We start from the raw sequence: 25,631 nt of genomic DNA, 5'->3' as shown, positions 1-25,631 counted from the left end.
ATCACAAGTTTATTCGGTTATCACCCCAGCTCAACCGTGGTTCGACGTTCCGAAAAACGCATGATCACGTTCCGAAGGCTCAGGAGCCGTACCGACTGACCTGCCGTTCAGCTATTTCCATCCATTCCCACGGGGCCGGGGACCGGGTGGAAAGGCGGATGGTTATTCCACGCCGGTGGGCTTTGGGAGGTTTAGATTGTAGCGGGTGGGCGTGGCGGAGGCGAAAATCGCCGAGATGTCGGTGAGGGCGTGGCTCTTGAGAGCCAGGGGCGTGTTTGAGCCAGGATCGGCTTGAGGAGCAGGGCCTGCGGGCGTGGGCGAGCTTGAGGCCAGGGGGAGAGAGCGAACGGACGGGTCTTAGGCTGGCTGTTCCCGCTCTGAACCGTGTTCGCGCCGCCCGAACAGCTCTTCGTAGAGTGTGCTTCCGGGTGCGTGCCCCGCAGCGCGGTGTCGTAGCAGTGGTGTGCACGTCGCCTCTTGCGGCTCGCACGAGGTCGGCGAGCGCGAGGGCCGGTTCGTGGGCGAGGCCGGCTTCGCCGTTGTGCCCGGCGGGTCGTATGGCGCCGCGTGCGACCGGGAGGTCTTCTACGCCGAGGAAGATGCGGTCGTTGGTGATGGAGCTGGCGCGGACGCAGAAGACCTGCCCATCGTCGGCGTCGGACGCTACCCCAAGGTCGGCGATGTCGCCGAGCTCGTGTGCTCCAACGCGCACCAGCCGGGCTTGCTGCACTGGCGGCGATCCTCTTGGGTGGCGGGGATCGAGCGGATCTGCCCGCTGGAGGGACTGTGACGCATCGAAGCGATGTGGACGGACATCCGGGAGCGCCGCGTGTGACCATGGCTGATCTGACGGTTTTCCGCAGCGTGGAACCGCACGAACCTGATGCCAGGAGCGGCTATTGACTCTAGTAAATTTATGTGCCATAGTTTCATTTACTAGTCAATATATGGCTGGTACGCTCGGGTGAAAAGCTAGCTCGACGCAAGCACTGGGCGGCGAACTGCGGGAAGGTTGAATAGGCATGCGAGAATCTTCGGCGGCGACGAGGGGTGCCGCAGGAAGATAGGCATGCGTCACGCGGTCTGCGGAATTGGGCGGCGATTTTTCGCAAGTGGACACCTCTTGTCAAAGGTCGTTCCGGGCGGATTCGAAGACCTCGAGGAACGCGCTATTGGTCTGTTCCCGTTCCCCCGGGCAGGTTGATATTCTGCCCCCTGCCGCACTCGCTGCGGCAGGGGGCAGAGTCTCGTGGCGGGCGGGCGAGTGGTAGCCGATTCCGCTGTGCCGCCTGGCGGGGTTGTGGAAGGCTTCGATGTGTTCGAAGACCGCTTGGGCGAGGTCGTGGTGGTCGGCCCATTCGTGTCGGTCGAGGAGTTCGACCTGCATGGACGAGAAGAACGACGCCATGAGCGCGTTGTCGTCGGCGCGGGCCACCGCGCCCAAAGGGCCTCTTTCTCGCAGCCAGCGCCCGAAGAGCTGTGACACGCACTGGCTTCCAGGGGCGCTGTGGACCACGGTGCCACGGGGTTTGCGCCGCCACCGCGCTGTGTCCAGGGCGTCTGTGACTCACTCGGCTTTGATGTGGTCGGCTATCGACCAGCCCACCACCTTGCGGGAGAACACGCCTGGGACCGCCGTGCAGCGGACCCAGCCCTCTGCGGCGGGGCGCTGGGTGATGTCGGTGACCCAGCGCCGGTTCGGCTCCTCCGCCCGGAACTGGCGCTTGACCAAGTCCGGGCGCGTCGCCGGGGCAGGCCCCGGCGATCCCCGCCGAGCGCATGAGCCTGGCGGCGCGCTGTGGGCGACCCGGACGCCGAGCCCGAGGCGCGGCTTCGCGCGCACGCGCCGGACCCCGTAGGCATCCCGCGAGCCCGACCACACTTCCCTGATCGTGCTGCCCAATGCCTCGCCCGCGACCTCGCGGGGCGGGGGGAGGACGGCCGAGCTGCTCGTCATGCCCCAAGCGGGAGACGCCCAGGACCCGGGCAGGCCGCCGCGCCGGGAAAACTGTCGTCGTGCTGGCTCACGGCCAGCCGGAACCCCTTTCAGGGGGACGTTCTCCCTGGTGAAGTACGCGCTGGCTTTGCGCAGGACCTTGACCTCCGTCGCCAACACCCTCGTTCGGCGGCGCAGCTCGACCAGCTCTTTGCGCTCGTGAGCCCTTCTTTGCGGCCCTCGTCAACATCCGCCCAGATCTTTTGCGATCCGCCTCCTGAGGAATTCGCTCGAGTAATCGCTGCGGCTCTCCTGGCGGATTGGGCGCAACGGGTTCTTGGGACTGTGGATTCGACGGATGCCACGCCACAATCTTGCCTGCGATCTCCTCCTGCATGAGATCAAGGCGCTCTCTCGCGCGGCGCACCTGCCCCTGAGGAAGACTGTTGCCTGGTCAATCGCTACCTGCTTCAGCCAGCGCGGTTTCAGCGGCTTCGCGTGTGCAAGCGTAACCTGAGTCCGGCTGGTTTGAGGGTGGGGTGCTCGGTCGCCGTGATCGTGTACCCCGGGTCGGGCTCGAGGTCGAACTGGTGCAGGATCGCGGCCAGGGTCAGAATGATCTCGTGGAGGGCGAACTGGCGGCCGATGCACGCCCTCGGGCCCGTGCCGAACGGTTTGTAGATGCGAGGCGGCAGGCTCCTGATGTTCTCGGGGGAGAAGCGGTCCGGGTTGAACCGATCAGCGTCCGCCCCCCACGAGGCCGGGTCCCGGTGCGCCCCGATGAGCAGGACGAACACCCAGTCTTTCTGTTTGAAGGCGTGGCCTCCGACGGTCGTGTCTTTCCTCGCGCGGCGGAAGTATCCTGGCGCGACCGGCCACAGTCGCAGCGTCTCGTCGGTGACGCGGCGCAGGTATCGGAGCTTCGCGACGTCTTCGTAGCCGATGTCCGGGAAGTCCCGTCCCGGCCAGCGGGCTTCCACCTCCGCCTGGGCCTGTCTCGCGAGCTCCGGTTGTTCCGCGAGATGGTGCAGTGCGAAGGACACGGCGTTCGCGCTGGTCTCGCTGCCGGCGATGAGGAAGGTGAGGATCTGGTTGCGGATGTTCGCGTCGTCGAGCTGTTCGCCGGTCTCCGGGTCGACGGCCGTGAGCATGAGGTCGAGGATGTCCGTCGGGCTCTCGTGCGGGTTGCGCCTGCGCTCGCCGACGATGTCGTCGACCGTGCGCTTCGCGAGCGTCATGTCGGCCTGGTGCTGATGTTCCCGCTTGCGCAGGAACATCCGCTCGAACCAGGGCAGCACGTCGGTCCTGCGTTGCGCGTATGTCAGTTCTCGCACGATCGCGGCGATGAGCGGGCTCTCCTCCCGGCTCGACAAAAGGTTGAAAGAGTGGCCGAAGCCTGCTCTGGAGATGACCTCCAGCGTGAGTTTGTTCATGCTGTCGACCACATCGACCCAGGCGCCGCTCCTCGCGTCCTCGGCCCAGACTTCGACCAGCTCCTCGACCGCGCCCCGGATGCTCGCGTGGTAGTTGACCATGGCCGAGCGCGAGAACGCGGGCATCAACACGTTATGCGCCTTCTGCCAGTTCGGCTCCCGGTTGTAGGCGGTGAACAGCCCGTCTCCTGCCATCGGGCGCAGTTTATGCAGAGCCGGGCCGACGTGCTTCTCCCACGCCTCCTCGTTGTTGACCTCTTCGATCTCCCGAGCGCCCGCGACGACTCTGAGCGGGAAGCCGAAGAAGACCTGCTCGAAGACTGGGCCAGCTTCATGAGACAACGGGACCAAGCTTTGGGTGGGTTTGGCCAGGTCCAGCCGCAGCAGGTCGCCGAGGAGCGGCAGTCGGAAACGCGGATGCGGCAACCCTGCCCTCGTGGGTTTTTCGGCTGCGATTGGGTCGGTCATGCCATGCTCGCTGTTCTGCTTGTCGGGGCCGGATCCTCGTTGCGCGGAGAGGTGGTCTTTGTTGCGTGTGCCTTCTGCAAGCACTGGGAGAGTTCGAGGAGCTCGAGCGTTTCCTCTTCCAAGCTCCTCGCGGTGGAAGGGATCTCGATCCTTTGGTCCGGCGGCGATTTCGGCCCGCCTGCGCGCTTTGCTTCCAGCGCCAACACGAGTTGCGATGCGAGCTGCGCCGTGGACGCGGCGTCTTTGTCCCCATCGCAGTCTTCCAGGAACCGCATCCGTTCTGTGAGGGGTGTTCGCCGGGTGTATTGCCGGAGCTGTTTGAGCGAGTCCCTGATCTCCACGACCATCCGGTTCAGCTCGTAGTCCGTCACGCGCCTGCGTTTTTTGGGCCGCAGGGACGGGTCGAGCACGGTTTCCGGAAAAAGCGCGGTGAGCTCGGCCCACAACGGCAGCAACTGGCGGCGCATCCTCCCGCGTTTGTCGAGGCCGAGCCGCTCGCGCGCGTCGCCGACGCACGCCCACGACATCACGACGAGGACGGCGAGGAGAACCCAGAAAAAATTGCGCGAATGCGTCTCTATTCTGAACTCGACTGTATGCGCTGCCCCGAATTCTTCCAGCACAGCGAGCACAAATGCCAGAAGGCAGACGAAACTCATGATGAAGGCAATGACAGCAAGGTTCAGGAGGACAAGAACGCGCCGCGCGTTCTCCCTCGCCCCCGGCAAGTCCTTGGCGCACAGCCGGAAGATCTGCACGGAGAGGATGACGGGGAAGACCCAGAAGAGCGCCCAGACCACGACCGTGTCCCAGCCGAGTGGCTCCTCGAGCCGCGCACCCGCCGCACGCGCCCTGGTCCCCGCCACGAAGATCATGGCTCCGACCGCGAGACCTCCGACGCGGTGCAGGGTGTGGCGGCGGCGCACCGCCGCCGGACTCCGGCCCATCATGACCGCCGTCACGCCGAGGAACTCCGCGCACGTCGAAGACTGCAAGCACAGGGCGAACTGCGAGACCGTGATGGAGCCGATCGGGGCGTGGTCGGCGACGAACCTCTCGAAGAGAGGGTCCGCGAGCAGCTGGACCGCCACCATCGTGCAGAGCATGATGTTGGTATAGCGGTCGAACTGCGTCGTGTTGCGCCAGGCAAGGCGGAGAGCCACGATCAGCAGGAACACCGCGAGGACGGGCCAGGCCACAGCGCTCGGGATGGACGAGATCATTCTTCTTTGAGGAACACGCGGGAGAAATCCGGCGCGCTCTCGGATTTCACCTCCTTGGGCCTTGCCATCATCAGGCTCGCGAATAGCTCCGCCTCTTTCTCCCTCGGCTCGCCGTAGGCGGTGCGCCCCAACGCGGCGCGCACCGTCGCAGGATCGAGGTGCGGCAAGAGCGGCTGGGCCATCCGCGCGAGCCCCTCGTCCCCGGCCCCTTTGTCGTGGCCGAGGATCATATGCCCGAGTTCGTGCATGATGATCTGGTCGGCGTGGTACTCCGAGGTCCCCTCTTCGAACAGCACGATGTCGTCGTGCTCTCGCACGAGCCACAATCCGCAGGGGTTGTCCGCCAGTATTGCGGCGGGCACGGGCATCAGCGTGATCGCCCGCCCCCGCACCCGCGCGACGTTTTCGACGAACCGCGCGCGATCCCACGGCTCCGGTATGTCCAGCCGCTCGATGAGCGCGCGGACCTCTTTCTCAGACCTCGCGCCGCTTTCGGCCCGCGCCCTACGCTTCGCCCACAGCATGCGGCCCCCTCGGCGCGATGGGCGGCAGGTGCTCCAGCTCTCGCATTCTGTCGACAAGCCCGGCCAAGTTCGCGATCGACTCCGAAGTCAGGCCAGAGAGCCGCGTCGCGATATCGCGCACGCCCATGTCCCGCATCGCCCTCACCAGTCTCAGTTCAGCTTCCACTTCGGTATCGGTGTCGTTGTCGGTGTCGACAAGGTACGAGGCCGGTACGCCAAAGTACTCGGCGATCGCCTGGATGTTTTGAATCGAGGGGTTCGTCCGCTTGCCCGTGCGCAACAGGCACAAGTACGGGCCGCTCATCTGCACCCCGGTCTTCTCGAAGATCCCCTCGGCCACCGTCGCGTCGGAAACGATTTCTCCAGCTGGAGCCATGGTTTCGTACAGCATGCTGATCCTAGACGACAGATTATTCGCCCGTTGTCGTTGCGTGGTGTTTACAAGTGGTTCGGTGCTCATCTACTTCGCCTCGTCATTTTCTGGGGCCAAATCCAGATTCACAAAATTTTACCAGTCGAGCGCACATGCGAAGAGTTGACCAGTAATGCAGGAACGATTTCCGTCCGGAACTGGGGGCGGTCCGCGGGCGAAGCATCGATTTGGGCGGGGTTCGCGCCGTCAGGCGGCGCCGGATACCCGCCAGCGGGCATATGCGGGGGCCGCTCAGCGCCAAACCCGCATTTCAGGAATAACTTCAGCGTTTCCCCGGGTCAGGGCTGGCCGCTCGTTCCGCGTTTTCCACGATCACGTTCCGCGCCTTTTTCTCGTATGTCCTGATCAGGGGCTTGGCAATTTCCGCCCAGTCCCACGGGGCCTGGGTCCGGATCGTTTCGTGGACTGAAATGCAGGACCAGTCGGGCGAGGTAAGGGTATACGGGGTTCCCTCAACCTGTGAAACCGCGAAAACGCTCGAAGGCCCGTCCACTGCTGGATGGGCCTTCGATTCGGGGTGTGTTTTCCGTTGTGGGCGGCCCTGGGCCTCAGATCACTGGGTGAATGCTGCGCTGAGGCTGGCGCAGTTAGGCGCTGGGCTGCCGTGGCAGCGGTCGAACCGCGCGGAGCGCCAAGATATTCCTGGCCAGCATGCGGCCGATCATGGCAAGGAGTTGTTCGCGCCAGGTGGTTTATTCCCGGTTTTCCGGGCATATGCACCCTAGAACTGCCTGCCTTCTGCGTATCGTGTGCCGACAGCTGGTGGTACTTTAGAGAGCTGTGCCAGGTCTTCGTGGGTGAGGTTGAGATCGCCCGCGCGGAAGTTTTCCACGAGGTATTGTTCCTTCTTGGTCCCAGGTATCGGGATGATGTGGTCTCCGAGCGCAATGGTCCATGCGATCGCCACTTGCGCGGGGGTCGCGTTGTGCCTTTTGCGACTTCTCGGACTATGTCGACGATTTGGAGATTCTCGGCGATAGCATCATCCTGGTAGCGGGAGTTCGAGTACCGGAAGTCGGACTTTTCCAACTGGCTGACGCTTGTGATCGTGCCAGAGAGGAAGCCTCGGCCCAATGGTGCGAAACTAGCCCCGTTCTTCGCGCACCAGCCGACCACATCGCCCGAGACTGAGTTCGGGTCGCGCGCGTCCTGGCTCCACAAAGAAAATTCTGACTGGATCGCTGTCACCGGATGTTCTGCGTGCGCTGCTGCTTGCGCAACACTTACTTCTGATAATCCGAGATATCGCGCTTTGCCTTCTTCGACAAGCTGCCGCATGGCCCCCATGTCTCTAAAAGAGGGGTGTTTTTGTCGACTCGGTGCAAGTAGAGCAGCTCGACATGGTCTGCGCCCAACCGGCGCAGACTGGCCTCCGCCGATGCTCGGACATTCTTCGGGGAGCCGTCGGTGTGCATGGCCCTCGTCTTGAGGTCGTCAACGACGAGGCCTAGTTTGGCGGCTAGCACGATCCGGTCGCTGTGCGCGCCGAGCGCTGAACCGAGCAATTGCTCGTTGTGCCCGTCCCCATACACGTTCGCGGTGTCGAAGAAATCAACGCCGAGCTCCAATGCCTTCCGGATGACTGCGACAGATTGCTTGTCGTTCCTTGTCCCCTCGCTGTATCCCCAGCTCATGCCCATGCAGCCCAGCCCTGGAGCAGTCACGGTGGACGCTGTGCTTCCGAGTGCTCGTTTTTTCACGGCTATTTCCTTCACTTTTGTTTGTTGTAGCTGATTTCCTGCGCGAATGCTGCTTGCGCGGTGTGTGTCCGGCGTTGCGTGTAATGCCCCATGGAAAAGCCGCCGTCAACGGGGAGCGGGGGGCTGATTCAGTCAAGAGGGGAGACTCCGTGTTCTTGAAACACGGTTTTTGCGATGACGAGGGCGTTGATGGCTCTTGGGAATCCGGCGAAGGAGGAAACTTGGATGAATGCCTCAACGATCTCTTTGGCGTTGAGGCCCACATTCAACGCGCCGTGCAGATGCGCTCGCAATTGGCCTTCACAGCCGCCGATCGCGGCCAACGCCGAGATGGTGGCGAGCTCTCGGTCGCGCAGGGAGAGCCCCTCTCGGTTGTAGATCCTGCCGTAGCCGTGTTCCATGGTGAGCTGGACGAAGTCTGGGGCGATATCGGCGAGCGGGCTGAGATCGCGAGTCCCGGCCTCTCCTACGACAGCGGCGAAAACTTCCTCGGCGGAGAGGTTCGAAGCTTGGTTTTTGCTCATGGCGTTTCTTCTTTCTTGTCGGTCTTGCTCCATTCGGGCAGGGATGGCTGGTCGATCGGAGAGGAGCGGCCCTGTCTTCGGAGCCTGGTCTCGGTCAGAGGCCGGGGTGTCCAGTCTGCGTCAGCGGGATTGAACCCGGAACCCGGGACCACGATCGCATCGAGCGTCGTGTCGTCCAGCCGCGCCGACACGCCGCAGAGTAAATCGTCGCGTTGTTCCTGGGCGCGCGGCGCGATAGCGGCGAGCTTGAAGATCGAATACGGAGGCTGGTGGATTTTTGCGCGGGCATGGCGGCGGCGTTCGGCGAGCCAGAGCGCCTCGACTATCATTTTGGCCGGATATCCTGAGGCTCCCACGGCCCGGACTGTGCCGCTGCGCACGAAATCGGACAAAACGCCCAGAGCCTCGTCGAGGTCGGTGTGCCGGTCCTGGCGATGCAATTGGTAGAGATCAATATGTTCGGCGCAAAGCCGGCGTGGGCTCGCGTGCAGGGCGTCGGTCGGGCGCCTCCGCGAGTTCCCTCCGCTGTCCAACGCGGATCGGATGATGCGCGCGCGTCTTGGTCCGGGTTGGCGAACTTGTCGAACATCATGGTCCCCAGAGCGAGCTCGCGCACCAGATCCCTGTGCCTCCGGGCATCTGCTGCCGCACGGTGTCCGCGCTGAGGCTCACTGCTTGCTTGTCGTAGTCGGTCGAACCACAATGATGACGCGGTCTGCGGCATCGGCGGGCGGCTCGGTGTATGGGGCGCTGTAGCGGACGCAGAGCTCGAGAAAAAATTTCGCGCCAGGGTCAGGCACGACCTCAACGAGATCTCCGCGCACCTCAAGATACCGGTAGGGATTGTCTGGGTCGGTGACAGACATGGCGAAATGGGGTTTCGCTTGGAGGTTCTTGCACTTCTGGCGTTTGCTGGTGTTTGTGAACCGGATGAGTTCGCCGTCCCAGGCGAACCACATCGGGTTCACTTGGGGCGAGTTGTCAGGACGGATGGTTGCTAAGTGCCCGTAGAGGGGCCGCTGAAGCAGATCTTCGTAACCTTCGGGGATGATGCTCACTTTTCTTCCTTTCTAGAGAAAAAATACTGCTGAACTATTGCTTGCTGCTGACTGTATTGCCGGGCATTGTGACTGTGGGATTGGGTCTGATGCAGAGGTACGAGGTGAAGCATGTTATCGCGGTCAGGATGAAGGCGATAAGTGTTGAAATCCGCACCCCGTGCCCGATGCCATGGTCTCCAGCGAGCAAGGACCCGAAAAGAGCGGTGCCGAGCACGCTGCCGATCTGGCGAGCAGGGTTCAAGACACCTGAGGCTACGCCGGCCAGTTCTGCGCGAGTCGAGTCCAACAGCGCCATCGTCATGGACGGTGCGGTGATGCCGATGCCGATACCAGTCGGGGCGCTCAAGCTGATCAGCAGCCACAGTGGCGCGTCTGGGAGAATGAAGAAGAGCGCGAGATAACCGGAAGCACCGATAGCCTGTCCCGCGACGAGCGGTCGAGCCAGTCCTCCTCGTCCCACAACCGAGACAACATGCTCTTGGGCAACTTCGCCAGGAAAGCGACATCGGCCATGCCCGCCTTCGCCTCGTCGGCTATCCCGTGCAGTGTCGACGCTTGCTGAGGATGAACCGACCAGGGTTGTGGCCACGCGGCCCAGGGTCTAGGTGGAGGCCGGGGCGGGCTGGTTGACCCGGTACCAGGCCCTGCCGTTGTCGGCGAGGCGGTCGAGGGCGTCGTCGCCGAGGACCTGGGTGATCTGGTCCAGATCTGAGGCGCGGAAGGGGCGCGGCGCCCTGGTGCCGGGCAGGTCCGTGCCGAAGAGCAGCGCTTGGGGGTTCACTGCGTCGATGCGCCGCAGGGCCGCGGCGACATCGAGCCGGACCCTGCCGAATCCGGTGGCTTTGACCCGGACGCCTCGGTCGGCGGCTTCGAGCACATGCGGCAGGCCTTCTTCGCTGAGCCCCAGGTGGTCGACACTGACCAGGGGCAGTTGCTTCAGGAGCGGCAGAAGGCCGGGGAGTTGGGCGCCGTCGACATAGAGTTCTGTGTGCCAGCCTGCGACGTCGTGCGCGCGCTTGGCGAGATCGATGTCGAATTCGCCGCCGCGGGCCAGGGTGAAGCGCACCGCGCGCACGCCGGCTTTGTCGAGGCGCAGGATTTCTTCGTCCGAGACGGCGGGGTCAAGCTGCGTGACCCCGGCCCATCCGGGGCCGAGCTGGCGCAGCGCGGAGAGCAGGTAGCCTTGGTCGAAGCCTTGGAAGGAGCCGGACACGACGGCCCCGCCGGTGATGCCGTGCGCGTCGGCGTGCTTGCGGTAGTCCTGCACGGTGAATGGTTCGGGCAGGAAGCCTTGGTTGGGGATGAGCGGGTGGTCTGGGTCGATCACATGGAAATGGGCGTCGAACATGGCGCGGTCTCCTTTGCTCGTTGCGCGTGGGCGCTTTTCTGGGTGATCCGGGTTTGGATTCTGCGGGTTATGTAGGGCACCGATCCGGCTGCGAGCAGCATGATAATCATCCGGAGCACTTGGAGCATGGTGACGAGGGGGCCTGCTCCGGTTTGGTTCGCGACTGCGAGGACGCCGTAGATGCCGCCGGGGGTGGTCGCGAGGTACGCGTCGGTGAGCGGCACGCCAGTCCAGCGCGCGACCACGAGTGCGACGAGGAGGCAAACACCGATCATCAGCAGGATGAAAAGGAGTGTGAGGGGCAGCAGCCGGACGAATCGGCGCAGGGATGCGACGCAGAGCCCGCCGCCCGCCTGCCAGCCGATCACCGCGTACGCGGCGTTGGTGACCAGCGCGGGCGTCCCCATGGCGGCCATGGCCTCGGGCCAGAGCAGCCCGAGCGCGGTGGCGGCGGCCAGGGGCCCGAGCAGCGCGGGGGCGGGGGTCTTGGCCCTTCGGGCCAGCCATGTTCCGGCGCAGATCAGTGCTGCGGCGCCCGCGATGCCGGGCCATGACCACTGATGTCCGGCGGTTTCTCCGGCGGGGGCGGCGAAGCCGGGGCTGAGCAGCCCGAGCATCAGTGGCATGCTGCCGACGACGACGATGAGCCGCAGATACTGCGAGAGGGTCACATAGCGCTGGTCGGCCCCGAGTTCTCGCGCCATGCTGGTGATGGCGCTCGCCCCGCCCGCGATCACGGACAGCCCGGCTGTCGCGGGGCTGAGATCCTTGGCCAATCTCGCCAGGAGCAGCCCGAACAGGACGCTCAGGCTGAGGGTCAGCGTGATGGAGAACGCCGAAACGCCGGCGTAATGCCCGAAGTCCTCGCGGCTGAGCGTGCTCAGGGGCCGGGCGGCGTCCACGGCGACGACTCCTTGTGCGAACGACATGGCCAGCGCGGGCGGGGCGAGCTCTGTTCGTGACCAGACCGCGCCGGCCGCGGCGCCGACGATCGCTGCGACCAGCCACGCGCCGGGCAGGCTGACGGCGTTGGCGGCGAAGCCGAGCAGGGCGACGAGGGGAATGCAGCCGAGCTGGCATGCCCGAGGGGGCGCGGTCATGCGGCCAGCTTGTTCCGGCCCCTGCGGGCTTGGTCGTCGATCTCGCAGAACACGGAGCCTTCGAAGATTTTGCGCGCGGTGCGGGTCAACGCCACGCCGACCGGAGTCTCGTCTCGCATGACGACGTCGAGGTCGATGATTCCCGCCGGGTGCTCGACGGCGAGGGTGCTTTTCATCCCCCGGCCAGGGGCGAGGGAGTGCGCCACGGTGCCGGGGGACGACAGGGCGGTGACGAGGTTGATCGCCCCGGAGACGGTGTGGGCCGGGTGGCAGGAGGTCGGGACGAGATAGCGGGACCGGATGTCGGCACGGGGGGAGTTCGAAACGATCATGACCTTCGGGACGACGCGGCCGGCGACGTCGCCCATGCCCATGAGCTCGCCCGCCGCGCGGCGCATCGATTCCACATGTTGGAGCAGGATTCGATTCGCGTTGATCTCGGCGGGCGACTCGTCGCCCACGACGCCCAGATCGTCGGCCCGGACCAGCATCGCGCAGACCCCGGCGTCGACGCAGCTGACTGCGATCCCGCCGACGACGTCGGCGCGATTGCCGGTGGGGAACAGCGATCCGCTGGTCCCGCCGACGAAGTCGGTGAAGGTCATCCGCACTGGCGCTGCCGCGGCGGCGACCCCGGCGATGCGGTGCCCGCCGCTGTATTGGACCCGGCCGTCTCGGGTGCAGACGTCGAGGACGACTTTCGCCCCGGTGTTGACCAGCCTGACCCGCACTTGCGTGGTGTCCCCGGCGGTCGGGACGAGTCCGCGCTCGATCGCGAACGGGCCGACTCCGGTGAGCACGTTGCCGCAGGTGGGGGTCCAGTCCACGGTGCCGGTCTGCGGGTCTACCTGTGCGAAGAGGTAGTCCACGTCGATGTCGTTTTCCGCGGACCGGCTGACAATGGCGACTTTGCTGGTGGTCGTGCTGCCGCCGCCGATCCCGTCGATCTGGCGGGGGTCCGCGCCGCCCATCACTGACGTGAGCGCGACGTCGAGGGGGACCCCGAGCTGGGCGAGGTCGTCGCGCACGAAGAACAGGCCTTTGGAGGTGCCGCCTCGGAAAAGCGCTGCGGGCAAGGAGAGGAACATGGCTGACTCCTTCATGGTGTGGCTTCTTGGTCCGTGCTTGATTCGTGTTGGCTGGTGGGTTTCTCGACGGTCTTGCTCAGGCGGCTTTTTCCAGCGCGGGATTGCTCTTTTCGGCGTTCGTGGCGCCGGCTGGGGCTTCGAACTCCCACAGCGGGGTGGGGGCGAAGGGGGCGAACATCAGTCTGAGGAACTTCAGGTCGCCGGAGTAGGAGACGCCCACCCGCCATTCGGGCTGCAGGTCGAGTTTGTTGTAGGTGCCGAACATCCGGTCCCACCAAGGGAGGATGAACCCGTAGTTCGACTGGTTGTTGTCGATGAGGTCGTGGTGGTGCGTTCCGTGGGTCAGCGGGGTGAAGAGCACGAGGCGCAGCACCCGCTCTACGGGGCGCGGGATTGCGATGTTGGAGTGGTGGAAGATCGCGATCAGGAACGAGATGGTGGCGTAGGCGGTGAAGCAGGAGCGCGGGACGCCGAGCGCGACGACGACGGCGACCAGCAGGATTTGATGCAGCACCGCTTCGGCCAGGTGCACCCTGGTCCCCGTGGTGAAATCGAGGTCTTCGTCCATGTGGTGCACCTGGTGGAAGCGCCAGAGGAATTCGATTTCGTGGCTGGCCCGGTGGAACCAGTACCCCGCGAAGTCCAACGCCAGTATGGCTGCCGTCAGCGCGAGCGGCCACGGCAGGCTCGCCGCCCAGTGTGTCCCGAAGCGGCTGCCAAGCGCAGAGATGAGGAAGAGGGTGATGGGCGGCATCGCGATGTGGTTGACGACCGCGAAGGAGATATTGCGCAGTTTCCGGGTGTGCCCGTTGGTGCGGCGTTCCCATTGCGCCGCCGCGAGCTCGATGGCGCCCAGGAGGGCCAACCAGCCTATTTCGATCATCAATGTCGCATGCATGGCGATGTCCTTTCTTCAAGTGCTCGTGCCGGGGGTGTTGGGGTGAAGCGTGTGTGGTTTCAAGAAAAAACAGATACTGGAGGAACGCTTGCCAAGAATGCGCGTTGCTCCCGGTTTTCCGAATGATTTTGTCGAGAAATGTGAGTTTGTCGAGAAATGCGTCCAGGCTCTCTCGCTGGCCGCGGCGACCTGTCAGCCGTTGTTTTTGTCGAGGAGCGCCGCGGGCGCGCTCGCGGAGGAAAACGAAGAGGCTTCTGAACTGCGTCTTCGTGGGTGATGAACATGGATATTCGCGGGCAGCCCATATGCGCTCCGGCTGCTTTCTGGCCCGCTGTCATGGAACCCGTCTGGGCGAAACTGCTCGACGGCAGTTTTCGGAAATTCTGGCATGGGCAAACTCGCTTTTCAATTTCTCGGGCAAAGGTTGCGCCAAGAGCTGTCCCTGCAAAAAATTCGCAGGTTTCCCAGTGGGGTGACGACCATGCTCTCGTGCTTATTGTGCTCGGCGGAATCGCCTCGCTGCGAATTCTGGCCGAGTGACCTCTTTTCCTTCCTCGAAGGGCGGCTTCCTCAAAGGTTGGACTTCCTGAGAGTATGAGACCCTCCGGGTTCCGACAATCGGAAAGATGCTGCGCGCGCGCTGCTTGCGCGCGGACAAGAACTCTTGACAGAAGAGAGCAAGCGCAGTAATGCTCGCAGAGTTCGCTCTTTGCCGAGCGCTGCAGCGACCCGGCCAGCGGCGCTGTGGGATGTCGCTGCGCTGTGGGATGTCTCTGTCTGCTCTGGCCGCGACGCGGGGCTCCGCCGAGATCGGGGGCGGGGCGAAACTGGGCCAGGCGGCCCCGGCCTGCTATGCGGCCAGTCACAATCGGGATGTTTCGGGTGGCGGGAGTTGCTTTTTAGCTTAGGCTTATCTAAGTTGTGGTGCGCAGTCCACACCACCAAAGACGTGAATGCCGCCCCTTTCCAGGGGCGTTGTTCACCTTCGTGGCTGCGTTGATTCTACATGCGATTTTCCGGAGGTCCGGTGGCTCAGTTGTTCACGCGCGGCGCTCTGGCATGGCCGCGCCGCCTGACCAGACCCAACCCCATTCGGCTCCACGCGGGCCGGAATTCCCTACTCGAACCCTTGACGAGGAGCGTGTGTTGAACGTATTGGAACCGTCTGAGACTCGGCTCGCCTTGTCACTGGAGGCGACAGCCACATTGGACATCAGCTATCGGCTCGACGTCGTGAACAGGATTTTCGACGAGCGCAACACCGCCCTCGCCGACGAGCACCGCGGCAGCTGTCCGGGGCAGGTCCGCGCGGTCGTGGTCGACGACGTCCTCGCGGATGAGATTGGGACCAGAGCGCACGAGTATTACGCCGCGCATGGTATTGAGGCGCGTGTGCTCGCGCTCGCGTCGGGCGAAGCGAGGAAAGACATGGACTCGGTTCTGGCCGTGGTCGAGTTCCTCGACAGCGTCGGGGTGCGGCGGTCCAACAACGCGGTCGTCGCGATCGGCGGGAACGTGCTGCTCGACGTCGTCGGCTTCGCCGCGAGCATGTATCGGCGCGGCATCCCGTGGATCCGCATTCCGACGACGCTGCTCGGGGTTGTGGACGGGTGCGTGTCCGCGAAGACGGGCGTGAATCATCGGGGCGCGCGCAACCGCCTCGGCTCGTTCCACCCCGCCGCCCGGACGTTCATCGACAGCGCCCTTTTGGCCACGTTGCCCCGGCGCCAGATCTCCAACGCCTGCGGTGAGATCCTCAAAATGGCGCTCATCAAAGACGCCAGGCTGTTCGAGCTGCTCGAACAGCACGGAGCCGCGCTGGTCGAGACCTCCTTCCAGCACCCCAGCGCGAATGAGGTGATCGAGCGCTCGATCATCGGGATGCACACCGAGCTACGAGACAACCTCTGGGAGCGCGACCTGAAGCGCATCGTGGACTACGGCCACATCTTCAGCCCCCCCATCGAGATGGCGGTGGTGCCTGAGCTGCTGCACGGCGAGGCCGTGGCGATCGACTGCCTGTTCACCGCGGCGATCGCCGAGGCCCGGGGCTTGCTGCGGGCGGGCGACGTGGAACGCGTCCACGGGGTCATCGCGCAGGTCGGCCTCCCGTCGTGCCATCCGCTGTTCTGCGAGATGAGCATGCTGCACCAGGCCATTGAGGAGTCGAAGCTGCATCGGGGCGGCGATTTGAACCTGCCGATCCTGCACGGCATCGGGGTCTGCGGTTTCACGCAAACAGTCGACGAAGGCGAGTTGGCCTTCGCGGTCAACCGAATCCAACAACTCGGCTCAACCCGACAGAACAGGAAGGCGAACTGATGCCAGGTCCCGGATACGGCCGAATCGGCGGAGCCGAACGAGCGAACGCCGAAGATGTTCTCCGCACGTGGGGGCTGACCCGATACCTTTTGCCCGACCCTGAGACGCAGTCGTGGACGCGGCGTTTCGAGAAGCAGCTCTGCCAGTCGCTCGGAGCCAACTACGCCGTGGCCGTCAACAGCGGGACTTCGGCGCTGGTGACCGCTCTTGCTGGTTTGGGCGTCGGGCGGGGCGACGAGGTCATCGTCCCCGGATACACCTATGTCGCGTCCATCGGCGCTATCGCCCACCTCGGGGCGACGCCAGTGCTCGCGGAGGTCGACGCGACGCTGACCCTGGACCCGGACGACGTCCGGGACCGGGTGACCGAGCGCACCAAGGCGATCCTCGCGGTGCATATGCTCGGTGCCCCGTGCGACCTTGAATCGCTCGGACGGATCGCCGAGGAGCGCGGGATCTTCCTCGTCGAGGACGCCGCGCAATCCTGCGGCGGCGCGTACCGGGGCAGGCGGCTCGGCGCCATCGGCGCTGCGGGCGCCTACTCGTTCAACCCCTACAAAGTCATCACCACGGGCGAGGGCGGCGCGGCGGTCTTCGCCGAATACCGCGACTACTACGCCGGATACGCGTTCCAAGACCAGGGATGGCCTCCCGGCAGGGAACTCGGCAACGAGCCCCCCGGCTACACGCCGACCTTCGGGCTGAACCTGCGCATGCCCGAGCTCTCCGCCGCGATCGGATGCGCCCAGCTGGACCAGCTCGACGCGGTGCTCGCGGACACCCGGCGGGTCCGCGACGAGCTGGTCGCCCACCTCTCGCTGCCGCCGTGCGCGCGTCTGCGCCCGAGCCACGACCACGAGGGCGACACCGCCAACGTCGTCGTTGTGACGTTCGAGGACGCGGGGCACGCCCAGCGCGCGGCCCAAGCGTTGGGCACGAAGACCCTTGACGACTCGGGGCGGCATTACTACGGGAACATGATCCAGCTCGGCGAGCGGGGGACCCCAGGGGCTCTGCCCAAAACGGACGACCTTTTGCGGCGGTCGGTCGCGCTGTCCGTGGGAGTCAGCGACAGCCACCTCGGTTCGGGCTACGGTGTGGCCCCGAACGACTCGTCCGAGCAAATCCGGGCGCGGGCAGAGCGGTTCTGCGAGGCTGTGCGGGCGACCGAGGCGACCCGATGACGATCACCGGGTTCACCCTCGCCGTGCCATCGCCCGAAGAGGCCGAGGCGCGCGCCCGCGCGCTGTTCGGCGAGCGCGCGGCGCGCCGTTTGCGCTTCGCGCCCGTCGCGCGGGCCCACGCGGCGCTGCGACCGCCCCGCGTGGTCGACGCCGGTTGCAACCACATGTGCGTGCGCGTGGCCGACATCGACGCGGCGAGCCGTTTTCTGGCGCGGCAGCCCGGGGTCGTCGTGCTCGGATCGGCCCTGACCGTGCCCGACGGCGCGCTGGCCGGGTTCCGCTGGCAGTACTTCCGTATGCCTTGGGGCGGGTTCTTCGAGGTCCAACAATGGGCGCCGTCTCCTCGCGACCCCCGGGCCGACGGACTCGCCGCGCAGGAGGGCCTGGACGAGACAGCGGCGATCCCCACCGTGGTCGGGTTCGACCACGCCGGGTTCGCCGTGACCGATCTCGAACGGGCCGTCACGGCGTTCGAGGCGATCGGCGGCAAGCATGTGCTCGGCTCGGTCGGCGCCGCCGACCGAGCGGTCATGCTCGGCCAGTTCGAACTCGACGCGACGGACACCCTGCGCATGGCCATGGTCCGGGTGGGCGACGTCAACTTCGAACTGTTCCAGCACGACGTGGTCGAACTCGCGGGGGAGCCGCAGCGCCGCAGGCCGCCGGGCCCGCACGAGCCCGGCGGCTGCGTGACGCATCTCGACACGGCCGTCCCCGACGACGTCGCCGCCGAGCTGCGAGAGCTCGGTGTGGCAGTGGCAGGAGGAGACCGCGCGTGAACGACGCCCTCCCCGCGCCCGCGTACTCTCGGCCGTTGTCGTTTTACGAGTCGTATTTCGCGCTCAGCTCCATGACGGCATGGCTCACCGTGCACACCGAGGGGCTTCTCGACTTGGCGGCCTTGCGGACGGCGTGGGCGCTGCTCTGTCGGACGCATCCGGTCCTCACCGCCCGGATCGTGCCCAGCGGCGAGCAGTCCGCCCCAGGTTTCCCGGGTTACGACCTCGTCGTCCCCGCCGAGCCGGGCGAGCCCCGGTTCGACGTCCACGAGGGGGACGGCCCAGTCATCCGCCCCTTGGCGGTCGGCGAGCCTGTCGCATTCGTCGACATCGCGCTGAGCGGGCGGCGCACGGCCGTTTCCGTGTGCCTGCACCACAGCATCGCGGACGCGAAGCTCGCGATGCTCTGGTGCATGCAGCTGTTCGCGTACTACAGCGAGCTGGTCGCCGGGAGGCCGCCGATGATCGAGCCGGTTCCGGTGCCGAAATCGCCCGAGGAGCTGCTGCGCGAGCGCGGCGTCACGAAGTCCGGCGCGGCCCCGGCCCGAGTTCCGAGGGCGTTCCCCGGCGATCTGCCCGCACCTGCGCCGGGCGCGAAAGCCTCCTTCCAGCAGGTCCGTCTCTCCGAGCCGACGACCACGCGGCTGCGCGCGGCCGCCAAAGCCCGGCAGCAGACGGTCCACGCCCTGGTGACCGGCGCGATCGCGGTCGCGACGCGCCGTTTCCTGCCGGTCACCGGCGACCAGGAAGTCGATCTGGTCATCCACACCCCGGTGGACATCCGGGACCGCCTGGACCCTCCGGTGCCGATCTGGGGCGGGACGAATGTGATCGGCAACGCCTACCCGGTGGTCTGCGTCCGTCCTGACAGCGACCCCGTCGTGATCGGCGCTGACGCGAACCGCCAAGTCAACGAAGACCTCGAAGCCGGTGTCGTGCAGCGCTCGTTCTTGCGTCTGGCCGAACATTTCGGCGAAGAGCAACCCGATGTGCCCCAGGTGTTTGTGAGCAACGTCGGGGTGGTGCCGAAGGTCCCGTTGCTGGACGAGATCGGCTTCACCGGCCTGCGGGGCGTGTTGGAGTTCGATTGGGCGCCGGTCACCGCTCTGCTCGCGGCGCGCGGGCACACGGGCGGCCATTCGGCGGTCACGAGCCCGAAGCACGGCGTGTACACCTACGACGGGCAGCTCAGCGTCGATATCGACATTTTTCTTCCTGCCGAGCGAGCCCGCGCGTACGCCCAGGAGCTCGAAGCGATTCTGGTGGCGTTGGCCGAGGCGGGAGCGTAGGCTCGCCTCGGCCCGGGCTATTGCACAGCCTCGACGGACTGCTCCAGTTCGGCGAGCTTCTGATGGAAGCGGCGGTACAAGAGCGCCGCTGTTGTCGCGAGGCCTGCGCAGAGGCCGAGCCACACGCCGACTCCGCCGAAGTCCAGGCCGTACGCGAGCGTCAACACCGTCGGCAAGCCGACCGCCCAATAGCCAAGAAGCGTGATCCTGAAACCGCTCTTGGTGTCTCCCAACCCTCTGAGCAAGCCGACGCTCACGTTCTGCCAGCAGTCGAAAAATTGCTCGATGACGCCGACCAGCAGCAATGTGCGGGCTATCGGCAGGACTGCCGCGGCGTTGCGAGCGTCTAGGAAGGGGGTCAGCACAAGGTCGGGGAGAGCGAGGTAGATCGCGGCGACAGCGGTCATCACGCATCCGCCCGCCGCGAGGGCGGTCTGCGCGATCCTCCGCGCTTGCCCAGGGTCGGCGTGCCCAAGAGCCCTGCTGATCAGGATCGACGAGCCGTGCGACAGTCCGACGCTGACTTGGAAAACGATATAGGTGAGTTGGAAGACCACATTGTGCGCGGCAAGCACATCCGGGCCAAAACGCCCCATGAGCAGTGCGCACAGCGTAAAGATAGCTGTTTCTGAACCGTAGATCAGCGTGATGGGCGCGCCCAAGCGCACGATGGCGAGCACGTCGTCCTTGCGAGCCCGCCACGCTTGCGGGGAAAACAGCGGGGAAAGCGTCTTGTCGCGGCGGACCATCGCCCAGAACGCCACGAGGGTCACAATATTGACTGTCGCGGTGGACAGCCCGATTCCCGCGAGGCCGAGCCGAGGAACGCCAAACCATCCGTAAATGAACATCGCGTTGAGCGACGCGTTGACGACGACGGACGCGATCGTGACCCAGAGCAGCGACCCTGGCCGGCGCATGCCCACAGCGAATTGCCGCAGAGTGTCGAGCCAGATCGAGGGGATCAAGCCGCATGACAGAGTCAGGACCATAGGCTGCGCTAAACGCTGGATCTGAGGGGCCTGGCCGAGCCAGGACAACCCGAAGCTCACCACGACGAGCGAGAGCACGCCGAACATCCCGACCATGGTGGCGACGAGAAGGCCGGCTCGGACCAGCCGTCTGATCTCGGTCTCTGCCGCGCCGTCGAGCCCTTTTTGACCGGTGCGCGCCTCGCCCCTGCCGACGCTGCCCGCCACAAGGTTCCCGACCGCCGTGGTCACGGCTATGCACATCATTCGGATCTGGTTGTAGATCGCGATAGCAAGACCGCCAGCGGCGATCGCCTGCACGCTCAAAAGGCCCATCATCGCGAGGTCGGTGGTGGTGAGCGCCACTTGGGCGAGCTGGATGCCCGCGATGGGGGCGGCCAGCACGGCCAGCGTCCGGCCTTCGCGCAGAGTGGGCAGTCCGGTCGTTCTCACAGCACACCGCTTTCTGGGAGACGCTTGGGCCGCCCGTCCTTGAGCATCACGGGGATCTTCGGCGGCAGCGGCAGTTGGTGGAACCCGGACTCGGTGAAGTCCATCTGGTAACCGGCGGTGTTGTGGTAGACGAGCAGATCCCCGAACTGCGGGCGGCGGGCGAGCCAGACTTTGCGCCACATGAGCATGTCCGTCTCCAGGCAGGTGGAACCACCTGCGCAGGCCGGGACCGGCTCATGCTCCCCGGTTTCCGGCCAGAGCTCAGGGTCGGGGAGGTATTCGCTGTCGAACCATTGCGCGGACACGCTCATGCTCACCCCTCCGACGGCGATGACGCCGTAGTCTCCGCGCTCTTTGAACCCTTGGACGGGGAAAACGCTGAATCCGCATCCGTCCAGCAGCGCCCGGCCCGGCTCAAGCAAGAGCCGCACCTTGTTCTTGGCGAATTTTTCCGCGAGGGCCCGGTAACCGGGGGCGAGGCCGCTGCGCAAGATGTCGGCGAGCATATCCGCTCCGACGGGCGTTTGGTGATAGGGGTAGAAATACGCGAACTTCTTGCGCGCGTGGAACCACTCGTCCTGGTAGCCGCTCATGAACTCCGCCCAGTCGCCGGGTTCGAGGTAGTTCATCGCGAACCCGCCGCCGATAGACACCGAGTCTGCCACGAGGCCCCGCGCTCTGGCCTGCACGCAGCGGTCCACCAGCTCGCTCGAGAGCTGCGCCCGGGGCGCTACCGCGTATCCGGAGAGATGGAACGAGAATCCTTCCATGCGCACGCGCTCGCGTTCCTCCGCGCACCGTGCCAGTGCCCGCTCGAGTTCCATCGTGTCGAGGCCGAACCGGCTCGCGCCGTTCGTCTCCGGCAGGACGCGCAGCAGGATCCGCACCCCGGCGATGTCCTGGGCGAGCGCGATGGTCCGCTCCAGTTCGTCAAGCGCGTCAATTGCTATGAGGGCTCCGTGGCGGGCGGCTGTCCACAACAGTTCCGTGTTTTTCGCAGGGCCGGTGACGACGAGGTCCTTCCCCCGGACGCCGGCTGCTAACGCCTCGACCAGCTCGGCCGAGCTCGCGACGTCGACACCGGCGCCGTCTCTGTTCGCGCATCGGCGGGTGAAACACCGGGCCTTGTTCGCTTTTTTGCCGTAATAGACCACGCCTTCCACGCCCGCGGCCTCCAATGCGCGGATGAACGAGTCGAGGTTTTCCGCGAACCGTTCGGGGAAGACCACATGGAACGGCCCGGCCACCGCGGCCGAGGTGTCTCGTAGGAAGTCCGGGTCGTCGAGGGTTGCCCGCACCCACGGGGGGTTGATCGCGGGGAGCGCCACGGACCCTTTGTTGTTGCGGATCAGCTCCATGGCTGCGCCTCATGCCCTCGCCCTGCCGCGATCGCTTTGACCGCGAGGGTGTGGCCCACCGCTATATCAGTGACCACCATGCCGCTGTTGTACGCGAAGACGCGGTCGCGGTCGTTTTTCCGTCCGACAGCGGACCCGGCCAGGATATGCGGCAGCTCGGCGTCCGCCGGGGGGAGCTCCCCGTCCGAGTTCTCCAGGTGCTTGCCGGTGATGGCGAGTTGGCTCGCGCTGGTGGTGATGGTGTGGTCGGATTCGTGGTAGGCGGAGGGGAGGACTCCGGTGCCCACGTCGATCAGCGTCGAACCCGGCTTCAGCCAATCGGCGCCCGCTCGGACATCGGTCTGCGGCCCTGAGGCCACGATGACGATGTCTGCTTCGCGTGCTGCGGCTGCCGGGTCCTCGACCACCTCGACCTCGTCGTCCGGCCGATGCGCGCGGAAGAGGTCTCGGACCGCCTGCAACCCCTCCTGGTGCCTGCCGTAGAGGAGGAAGCGCTCCAGTGTGGGCACTGTGTGCACCAAATGCGGCAAGGTGTGCCGTCCGAGGTCGCCCGTCCCGGTGAGGAGCACGGTGCGCGCTCCCGGCGGGGCGCTCGCCTCGGCGAGCAGTGCTGTGGCGGCGGATGTGCGCAGCGAGGTCGCCCGCAGGCAGTCCATGAGCGCGATCGGCTCGCCGTGCTCGTCATCGTAGAGGGTCAGCGTGGTGTATCGGTGCTGGCGCTCTGGCGACGGCTGCTTGGTGTAGTGGGTCTGGAATCCGACCGCCTTGCGGGCGCCGTCGAAGCCCAGCATCGAGTATGCGACAGAGCGGTTCTCCGGCAATGGGAGCGCGATCTTGGCCGGGTTGGCCGAGTCTGCGCGAGCGTACGCCAGATACGCCTCGCGGACGACAGCGACGACCTCGGCGGGCGGGAAGCTCACATCCGCGAGGTCGCTGCGGGAGAGGACGCGCAGGGTCGGAGCCTTCATGACGCGGCTCCAAAAAAGTCGTCAGCCTCGTGCAAGCCGCTCGAGTCGGCCAGAGCGCGCCGCGGCCGCGGCGCGCTGATGACGACGCCGACACGCTTCAACCACAGCCCCGCTGCGAGGCTTTGGTCCGCCTCGTCCGGCTGTTCCACGCGGACGGACGTGTTCCCTGCGAACAGGCAGTCGCCTGACCGGAGCAACACTCGCCGCGGCCTCGGCGGCGGAGTGTGTTCGGGGCTGCCGGGACCGTTCGACGCGATCTCGACGGCAACTGCCCGAGGATTGCGCACGCAGACCAATAAAACAGTGCGCACCGTGCCTTGTGGAAGCGAATCCGCAGCGTGCGGACCGGAGAGCTCTGCGCCCCACGCCGGCACGAGGTTCGCGACCAGCCGGCCCCCTTGTTCGTCTCGCCAGGCGAACGGCCTGCCGGCCAAACTGGCGAGCAGCAAGACTTGGGTGTCCAGCGCTTGGTTCGCGGCGTCGTCGACCGAAGCCCACGACGAAGGCGCGCCATGGCTCGCTGCTGCGCCGACTGTGACGGCGCGCACAATGCGGAAAGCTTCACCGCCGGGCGGCGCCGCGCTGATTGCTCGCAGTTCCCCATCGAGCGATGCGGTCACAGCCTGCACGGTTTTGCGGAAGCCGGGATGCGCTGTGCTTGGGAAAGCTTTGACAAAGAGATCTGCGAGCTGGCGCAATAATTCGCCCCTCTGCGGGCTGATCTCCCTGACTTCTCCTGGCCCTGCCGATCTTCTCAAAGCGTGTTCCATTTTACCTATGAAGGGCAAAGAAAATTCTCCTTTCAACACTTCTCTCTGGCGCTGCTCCGAATGGCCGAAGAGCGTCGAGCGGGACTGGTCCGACGAACGCGGAAGCTTTCGCGATTGAAAAAATTCACCTACGACTGACGTATTGGCCTCATGTGTGCCAAACGCTTCGGCGAGAGACGTTTCGCAGCATACAAAAAGATGCGGCCCAATGCAAGGGTATTGCTCTCCTATGGCTCGACAAGCTGATTTTCTCTCTGTCGAAATTTGTGCGACGGAGTGACCTCATCCCAGGTTGGAAAGCGTTTTTCATCAATGGCCAGCATTGGTCTGCAACCTGTTCCCGGTCTTTGCGCGCATCTGCAATATTCCCGGGAACTTTTTCAGATTTTCTTTGCATTGCCCGTCAAGCCGGTGCGTCCCTGAAAACGATCATATGTGATATGCATCACGTTATTCTCGGGAACTTTTCCCACTTCAGGGCGCTCGAGCCTGCAATTGCGGCAGAACACAAACATTTCACATTCTCTCCCGGAACTTTCTCGCGAACCGAAACGACTTGTTCTTCAGAGAGTCGCGAGCGCCCCTTTCTCGTCTTTGAAAAGTCGCGCACGCCTATTTCTCCATCGGCATCCTTTATCGAGAGAGCCGTGCGCTCCTTTTTTGGCGCACGAGTCTCCGCGCGACATGTCCGCGTCGGCGCGGAGCAAAGGCTGGACGGATGACAAATGCAAGGAACGGAAAAGAGGAAACTATGCACGAACATTTCGCTGATGCAGTCGGGCAGCCTGATCTGATCCGACTCGAAAATCGCTTGGTGTGCTTACGCTTCGAGACAATGAAAGTGGTCTCCGCGCTCACCGCGGTGAAGAGCCTTCTCGACTCCAAGACCATTATTCCCGGGGACACCGTGATCGACAGTTCCAGCGGGATTTACGCGCACGCCTTGGCTTTGGCCTGTCACCGGTACGGGCTTCAGTGCCATATTGTCGGGTCTACCACGATTGACGCCACTTTGCGCGCACAATTAGCTGTCCTCGGTGTGCGGCTGGAGCAGATGCCTTCCTCGTCGAATCTCAAACTCGACCAGAACCGGCGGGTCGCCCGCATCCGAGAGATCCTCGGGCAGCATCCCGAATACCATTGGATGCGCCAGTACCACGACCGTGTGCACTACCTCGGCTACCGCGCGGTCGCGGCGATGATCGCCCACGAACTCGGCGTGCGGGAGCTGACGCTTGTCGGGCCTGTCGGCACCGGGGCCTCCTCAGGGGGGTTGACGACAGCGTTGCGAGAGAACGGGGTCGACACCACCCTCGTCGGCGTGCAGCCGTTCGGCTCGGTGACCTTCGGAGCCGAGCATGTCGAAGACCCCGAGGTCATCATCGCGGGCATCGGGAGTTCCATCCATTTCGACAACGTCGCCCCCAATCTCTTCGACGTGGTCCACTGGATCTCGTTCACTGCTGCTTTATCCGGAGCCATCAGCCTCTTGCGTGAGCATGCAGTCTTCGCTGGACTGTCGAGCGGAGCCGCGTACCTCGCCGCTCTGTGGGAGCACCGCCGAGATCCGGCGCGCGCCACGCTGTTCGTCGCCCCGGACACCGGGCACCGCTATGTTGACTCCGTCTTCACCCGTTACCAGCTGGCGGACCCTGTCGAGCAATTGGAGCCATTCGCGGTCGAGGATCGGGCGGATCTCGCCATGCCATGGTCACGGATGCACTGGGGGCGCAGGGGGGGAGCTGGCGAGGCCATCGCAGACCTCTGGAAGAAGAAACCTCTCACGGCGACCGCCTGAACC

24 protein-coding genes and 1 pseudogene are annotated in these 25,631 nt (G+C 65.1%); 6 read left to right on the top strand and 19 right to left on the bottom strand.

What is annotated here, in order from left to right; translation table 11 throughout:
* Positions 1-463: 463 nt before the first annotated feature.
* A complete protein-coding gene (locus tag SROT_RS12320; protein ID WP_013139354.1) occupies positions 464-790 on the top strand; it encodes a hypothetical protein in 327 nt (108 codons plus the stop codon).
* Between the two features lie 336 nt (positions 791-1,126).
* On the opposite strand, the gene SROT_RS16180 is transcribed toward SROT_RS12320, so the two are convergent.
* The 15 genes and pseudogenes from SROT_RS16180 to SROT_RS15785 all read right to left on the bottom strand — a co-directional run bounded on the left by SROT_RS16180 (position 1,127) and on the right by SROT_RS15785 (position 13,736).
* The gene (locus SROT_RS16180) at positions 1,127-1,435 is read right to left on the bottom strand and encodes an integrase core domain-containing protein (protein ID WP_245535409.1); all 309 of its coding nucleotides are present in this window, start codon (positions 1,433-1,435) and stop codon (positions 1,127-1,129) included.
* 132 nt (positions 1,436-1,567) lie between these two features.
* Positions 1,568-2,113 carry a hypothetical protein gene (locus SROT_RS16175; protein WP_187288034.1) on the bottom strand — a complete coding sequence of 182 codons (546 nt, stop codon included), beginning with the start codon at positions 2,111-2,113 and terminating at the stop codon, positions 1,568-1,570.
* 308 nt (positions 2,114-2,421) lie between these two features.
* Positions 2,422-3,837 carry a cytochrome P450 gene (locus SROT_RS12310; RefSeq protein WP_013139353.1) on the bottom strand — a complete coding sequence of 472 codons (1,416 nt, stop codon included), beginning with the start codon at positions 3,835-3,837 and terminating at the stop codon, positions 2,422-2,424.
* Complete coding sequence (locus SROT_RS12305; RefSeq protein ID WP_013139352.1) at positions 3,834-5,060, bottom strand: MAB_1171c family putative transporter; 1,227 nt, start codon at positions 5,058-5,060, stop codon at positions 3,834-3,836. Before SROT_RS12305 ends, SROT_RS12310 begins: the two co-directional genes overlap by 4 nt.
* Complete coding sequence (locus SROT_RS12300) at positions 5,057-5,584, bottom strand: hypothetical protein (protein WP_013139351.1); 528 nt, start codon at positions 5,582-5,584, stop codon at positions 5,057-5,059. Before SROT_RS12300 ends, SROT_RS12305 begins: the two co-directional genes overlap by 4 nt.
* Positions 5,565-6,044: an XRE family transcriptional regulator gene (locus tag SROT_RS12295; RefSeq protein ID WP_013139350.1), complete on the bottom strand. Its 480-nt coding sequence runs from the start codon at positions 6,042-6,044 to the stop codon at positions 5,565-5,567. Before SROT_RS12295 ends, SROT_RS12300 begins: the two co-directional genes overlap by 20 nt.
* A gap of 694 nt (positions 6,045-6,738) precedes the next feature.
* Positions 6,739-7,651: pseudogene (locus SROT_RS12290) on the bottom strand (aldo/keto reductase).
* A 194-nt stretch (positions 7,652-7,845) separates the two neighbouring features.
* Positions 7,846-8,241 carry a carboxymuconolactone decarboxylase family protein gene (locus SROT_RS12285; protein WP_013139349.1) on the bottom strand — a complete coding sequence of 132 codons (396 nt, stop codon included), beginning with the start codon at positions 8,239-8,241 and terminating at the stop codon, positions 7,846-7,848.
* Positions 8,238-8,774: an aldo/keto reductase gene (locus SROT_RS15790; protein ID WP_049773364.1), complete on the bottom strand. Its 537-nt coding sequence runs from the start codon at positions 8,772-8,774 to the stop codon at positions 8,238-8,240. The genes SROT_RS12285 and SROT_RS15790 overlap by 4 nt, the downstream gene beginning before the upstream one ends.
* A 135-nt stretch (positions 8,775-8,909) precedes the next feature.
* Positions 8,910-9,299 carry a PPOX class F420-dependent oxidoreductase gene (locus SROT_RS12275; RefSeq protein WP_013139348.1) on the bottom strand — a complete coding sequence of 130 codons (390 nt, stop codon included), beginning with the start codon at positions 9,297-9,299 and terminating at the stop codon, positions 8,910-8,912.
* A gap of 34 nt (positions 9,300-9,333) precedes the next feature.
* Entirely contained in the window at positions 9,334-9,891 is a 558-nt protein-coding gene (locus SROT_RS16580) for an MFS transporter (protein WP_148223438.1), read from the bottom strand.
* A 12-nt stretch (positions 9,892-9,903) separates the two neighbouring features.
* Entirely contained in the window at positions 9,904-10,650 is a 747-nt protein-coding gene (locus SROT_RS12265; protein ID WP_013139347.1) for an amidohydrolase family protein, read from the bottom strand.
* The gene (locus tag SROT_RS12260) at positions 10,626-11,750 is read right to left on the bottom strand and encodes an AbrB family transcriptional regulator (protein ID WP_013139346.1); all 1,125 of its coding nucleotides are present in this window, start codon (positions 11,748-11,750) and stop codon (positions 10,626-10,628) included. The genes SROT_RS12265 and SROT_RS12260 overlap by 25 nt, the downstream gene beginning before the upstream one ends.
* Positions 11,747-12,853, bottom strand: a complete 1,107-nt coding sequence (locus tag SROT_RS12255) for a PrpF domain-containing protein (protein ID WP_222829195.1) — start codon at positions 12,851-12,853, stop codon at positions 11,747-11,749. The genes SROT_RS12260 and SROT_RS12255 overlap by 4 nt, the downstream gene beginning before the upstream one ends.
* A 61-nt stretch (positions 12,854-12,914) precedes the next feature.
* On the bottom strand, positions 12,915-13,736 hold the full coding sequence (locus tag SROT_RS15785) for a sterol desaturase family protein (protein ID WP_013139344.1): 822 nt from the start codon (positions 13,734-13,736) through the stop codon (positions 12,915-12,917).
* 1,146 nt (positions 13,737-14,882) lie between these two features.
* On the opposite strand from SROT_RS15785, the gene SROT_RS12240 reads away from it, so the two are divergent.
* From SROT_RS12240 to SROT_RS12225, 4 genes are read left to right on the top strand one after another with little or no spacing between them, the layout of a single operon-like run.
* On the top strand, positions 14,883-16,058 hold the full coding sequence (locus SROT_RS12240) for a sedoheptulose 7-phosphate cyclase (protein WP_013139342.1): 1,176 nt from the start codon (positions 14,883-14,885) through the stop codon (positions 16,056-16,058).
* Entirely contained in the window at positions 16,058-17,242 is a 1,185-nt protein-coding gene (locus tag SROT_RS12235; RefSeq protein WP_013139341.1) for a DegT/DnrJ/EryC1/StrS family aminotransferase, read from the top strand. Before SROT_RS12240 ends, SROT_RS12235 begins: the two co-directional genes overlap by 1 nt.
* On the top strand, positions 17,239-18,021 hold the full coding sequence (locus tag SROT_RS16810) for a VOC family protein (RefSeq protein ID WP_013139340.1): 783 nt from the start codon (positions 17,239-17,241) through the stop codon (positions 18,019-18,021). Before SROT_RS12235 ends, SROT_RS16810 begins: the two co-directional genes overlap by 4 nt.
* Positions 18,018-19,310 (top strand): phthiocerol/phthiodiolone dimycocerosyl transferase family protein, encoded by a 1,293-nt coding sequence (locus tag SROT_RS12225; RefSeq protein WP_013139339.1) that lies wholly within the window; start codon positions 18,018-18,020, stop codon positions 19,308-19,310. The genes SROT_RS16810 and SROT_RS12225 overlap by 4 nt, the downstream gene beginning before the upstream one ends.
* A gap of 17 nt (positions 19,311-19,327) precedes the next feature.
* Here SROT_RS12225 and SROT_RS12220 read toward each other — a convergent pair whose 3' ends face one another.
* The 4 genes from SROT_RS12220 to SROT_RS12205 are packed head-to-tail and all read right to left on the bottom strand — an operon-like array spanning position 19,328 to position 23,818.
* Complete coding sequence (locus SROT_RS12220) at positions 19,328-20,734, bottom strand: MATE family efflux transporter (RefSeq protein ID WP_013139338.1); 1,407 nt, start codon at positions 20,732-20,734, stop codon at positions 19,328-19,330.
* A complete protein-coding gene (locus SROT_RS12215; RefSeq protein WP_013139337.1) occupies positions 20,731-22,092 on the bottom strand; it encodes an alanine racemase in 1,362 nt (453 codons plus the stop codon). The genes SROT_RS12220 and SROT_RS12215 overlap by 4 nt, the downstream gene beginning before the upstream one ends.
* A complete protein-coding gene (locus SROT_RS12210) occupies positions 22,083-23,060 on the bottom strand; it encodes an ornithine cyclodeaminase/mu-crystallin (RefSeq protein ID WP_013139336.1) in 978 nt (325 codons plus the stop codon). Before SROT_RS12210 ends, SROT_RS12215 begins: the two co-directional genes overlap by 10 nt.
* On the bottom strand, positions 23,057-23,818 hold the full coding sequence (locus tag SROT_RS12205) for a hypothetical protein (protein ID WP_148223436.1): 762 nt from the start codon (positions 23,816-23,818) through the stop codon (positions 23,057-23,059). The genes SROT_RS12210 and SROT_RS12205 overlap by 4 nt, the downstream gene beginning before the upstream one ends.
* An 847-nt stretch (positions 23,819-24,665) precedes the next feature.
* Between SROT_RS12205 and SROT_RS12200 the strand changes: the two genes are divergently transcribed.
* On the top strand, positions 24,666-25,628 hold the full coding sequence (locus SROT_RS12200; protein WP_342626115.1) for a pyridoxal-phosphate dependent enzyme: 963 nt from the start codon (positions 24,666-24,668) through the stop codon (positions 25,626-25,628).
* The last annotated feature ends 3 nt before the right edge of the window (positions 25,629-25,631 follow it).

It is taken from the genome of Segniliparus rotundus DSM 44985, from assembly GCF_000092825.1.
In the GTDB taxonomy this organism is placed as follows: Bacteria; Actinomycetota; Actinomycetes; order Mycobacteriales; family Mycobacteriaceae; genus Segniliparus; species Segniliparus rotundus.
The sequence above is the reverse complement of the archived record's forward strand: the minus strand, read 5'-3'. Positions and strand labels throughout refer to the sequence as shown.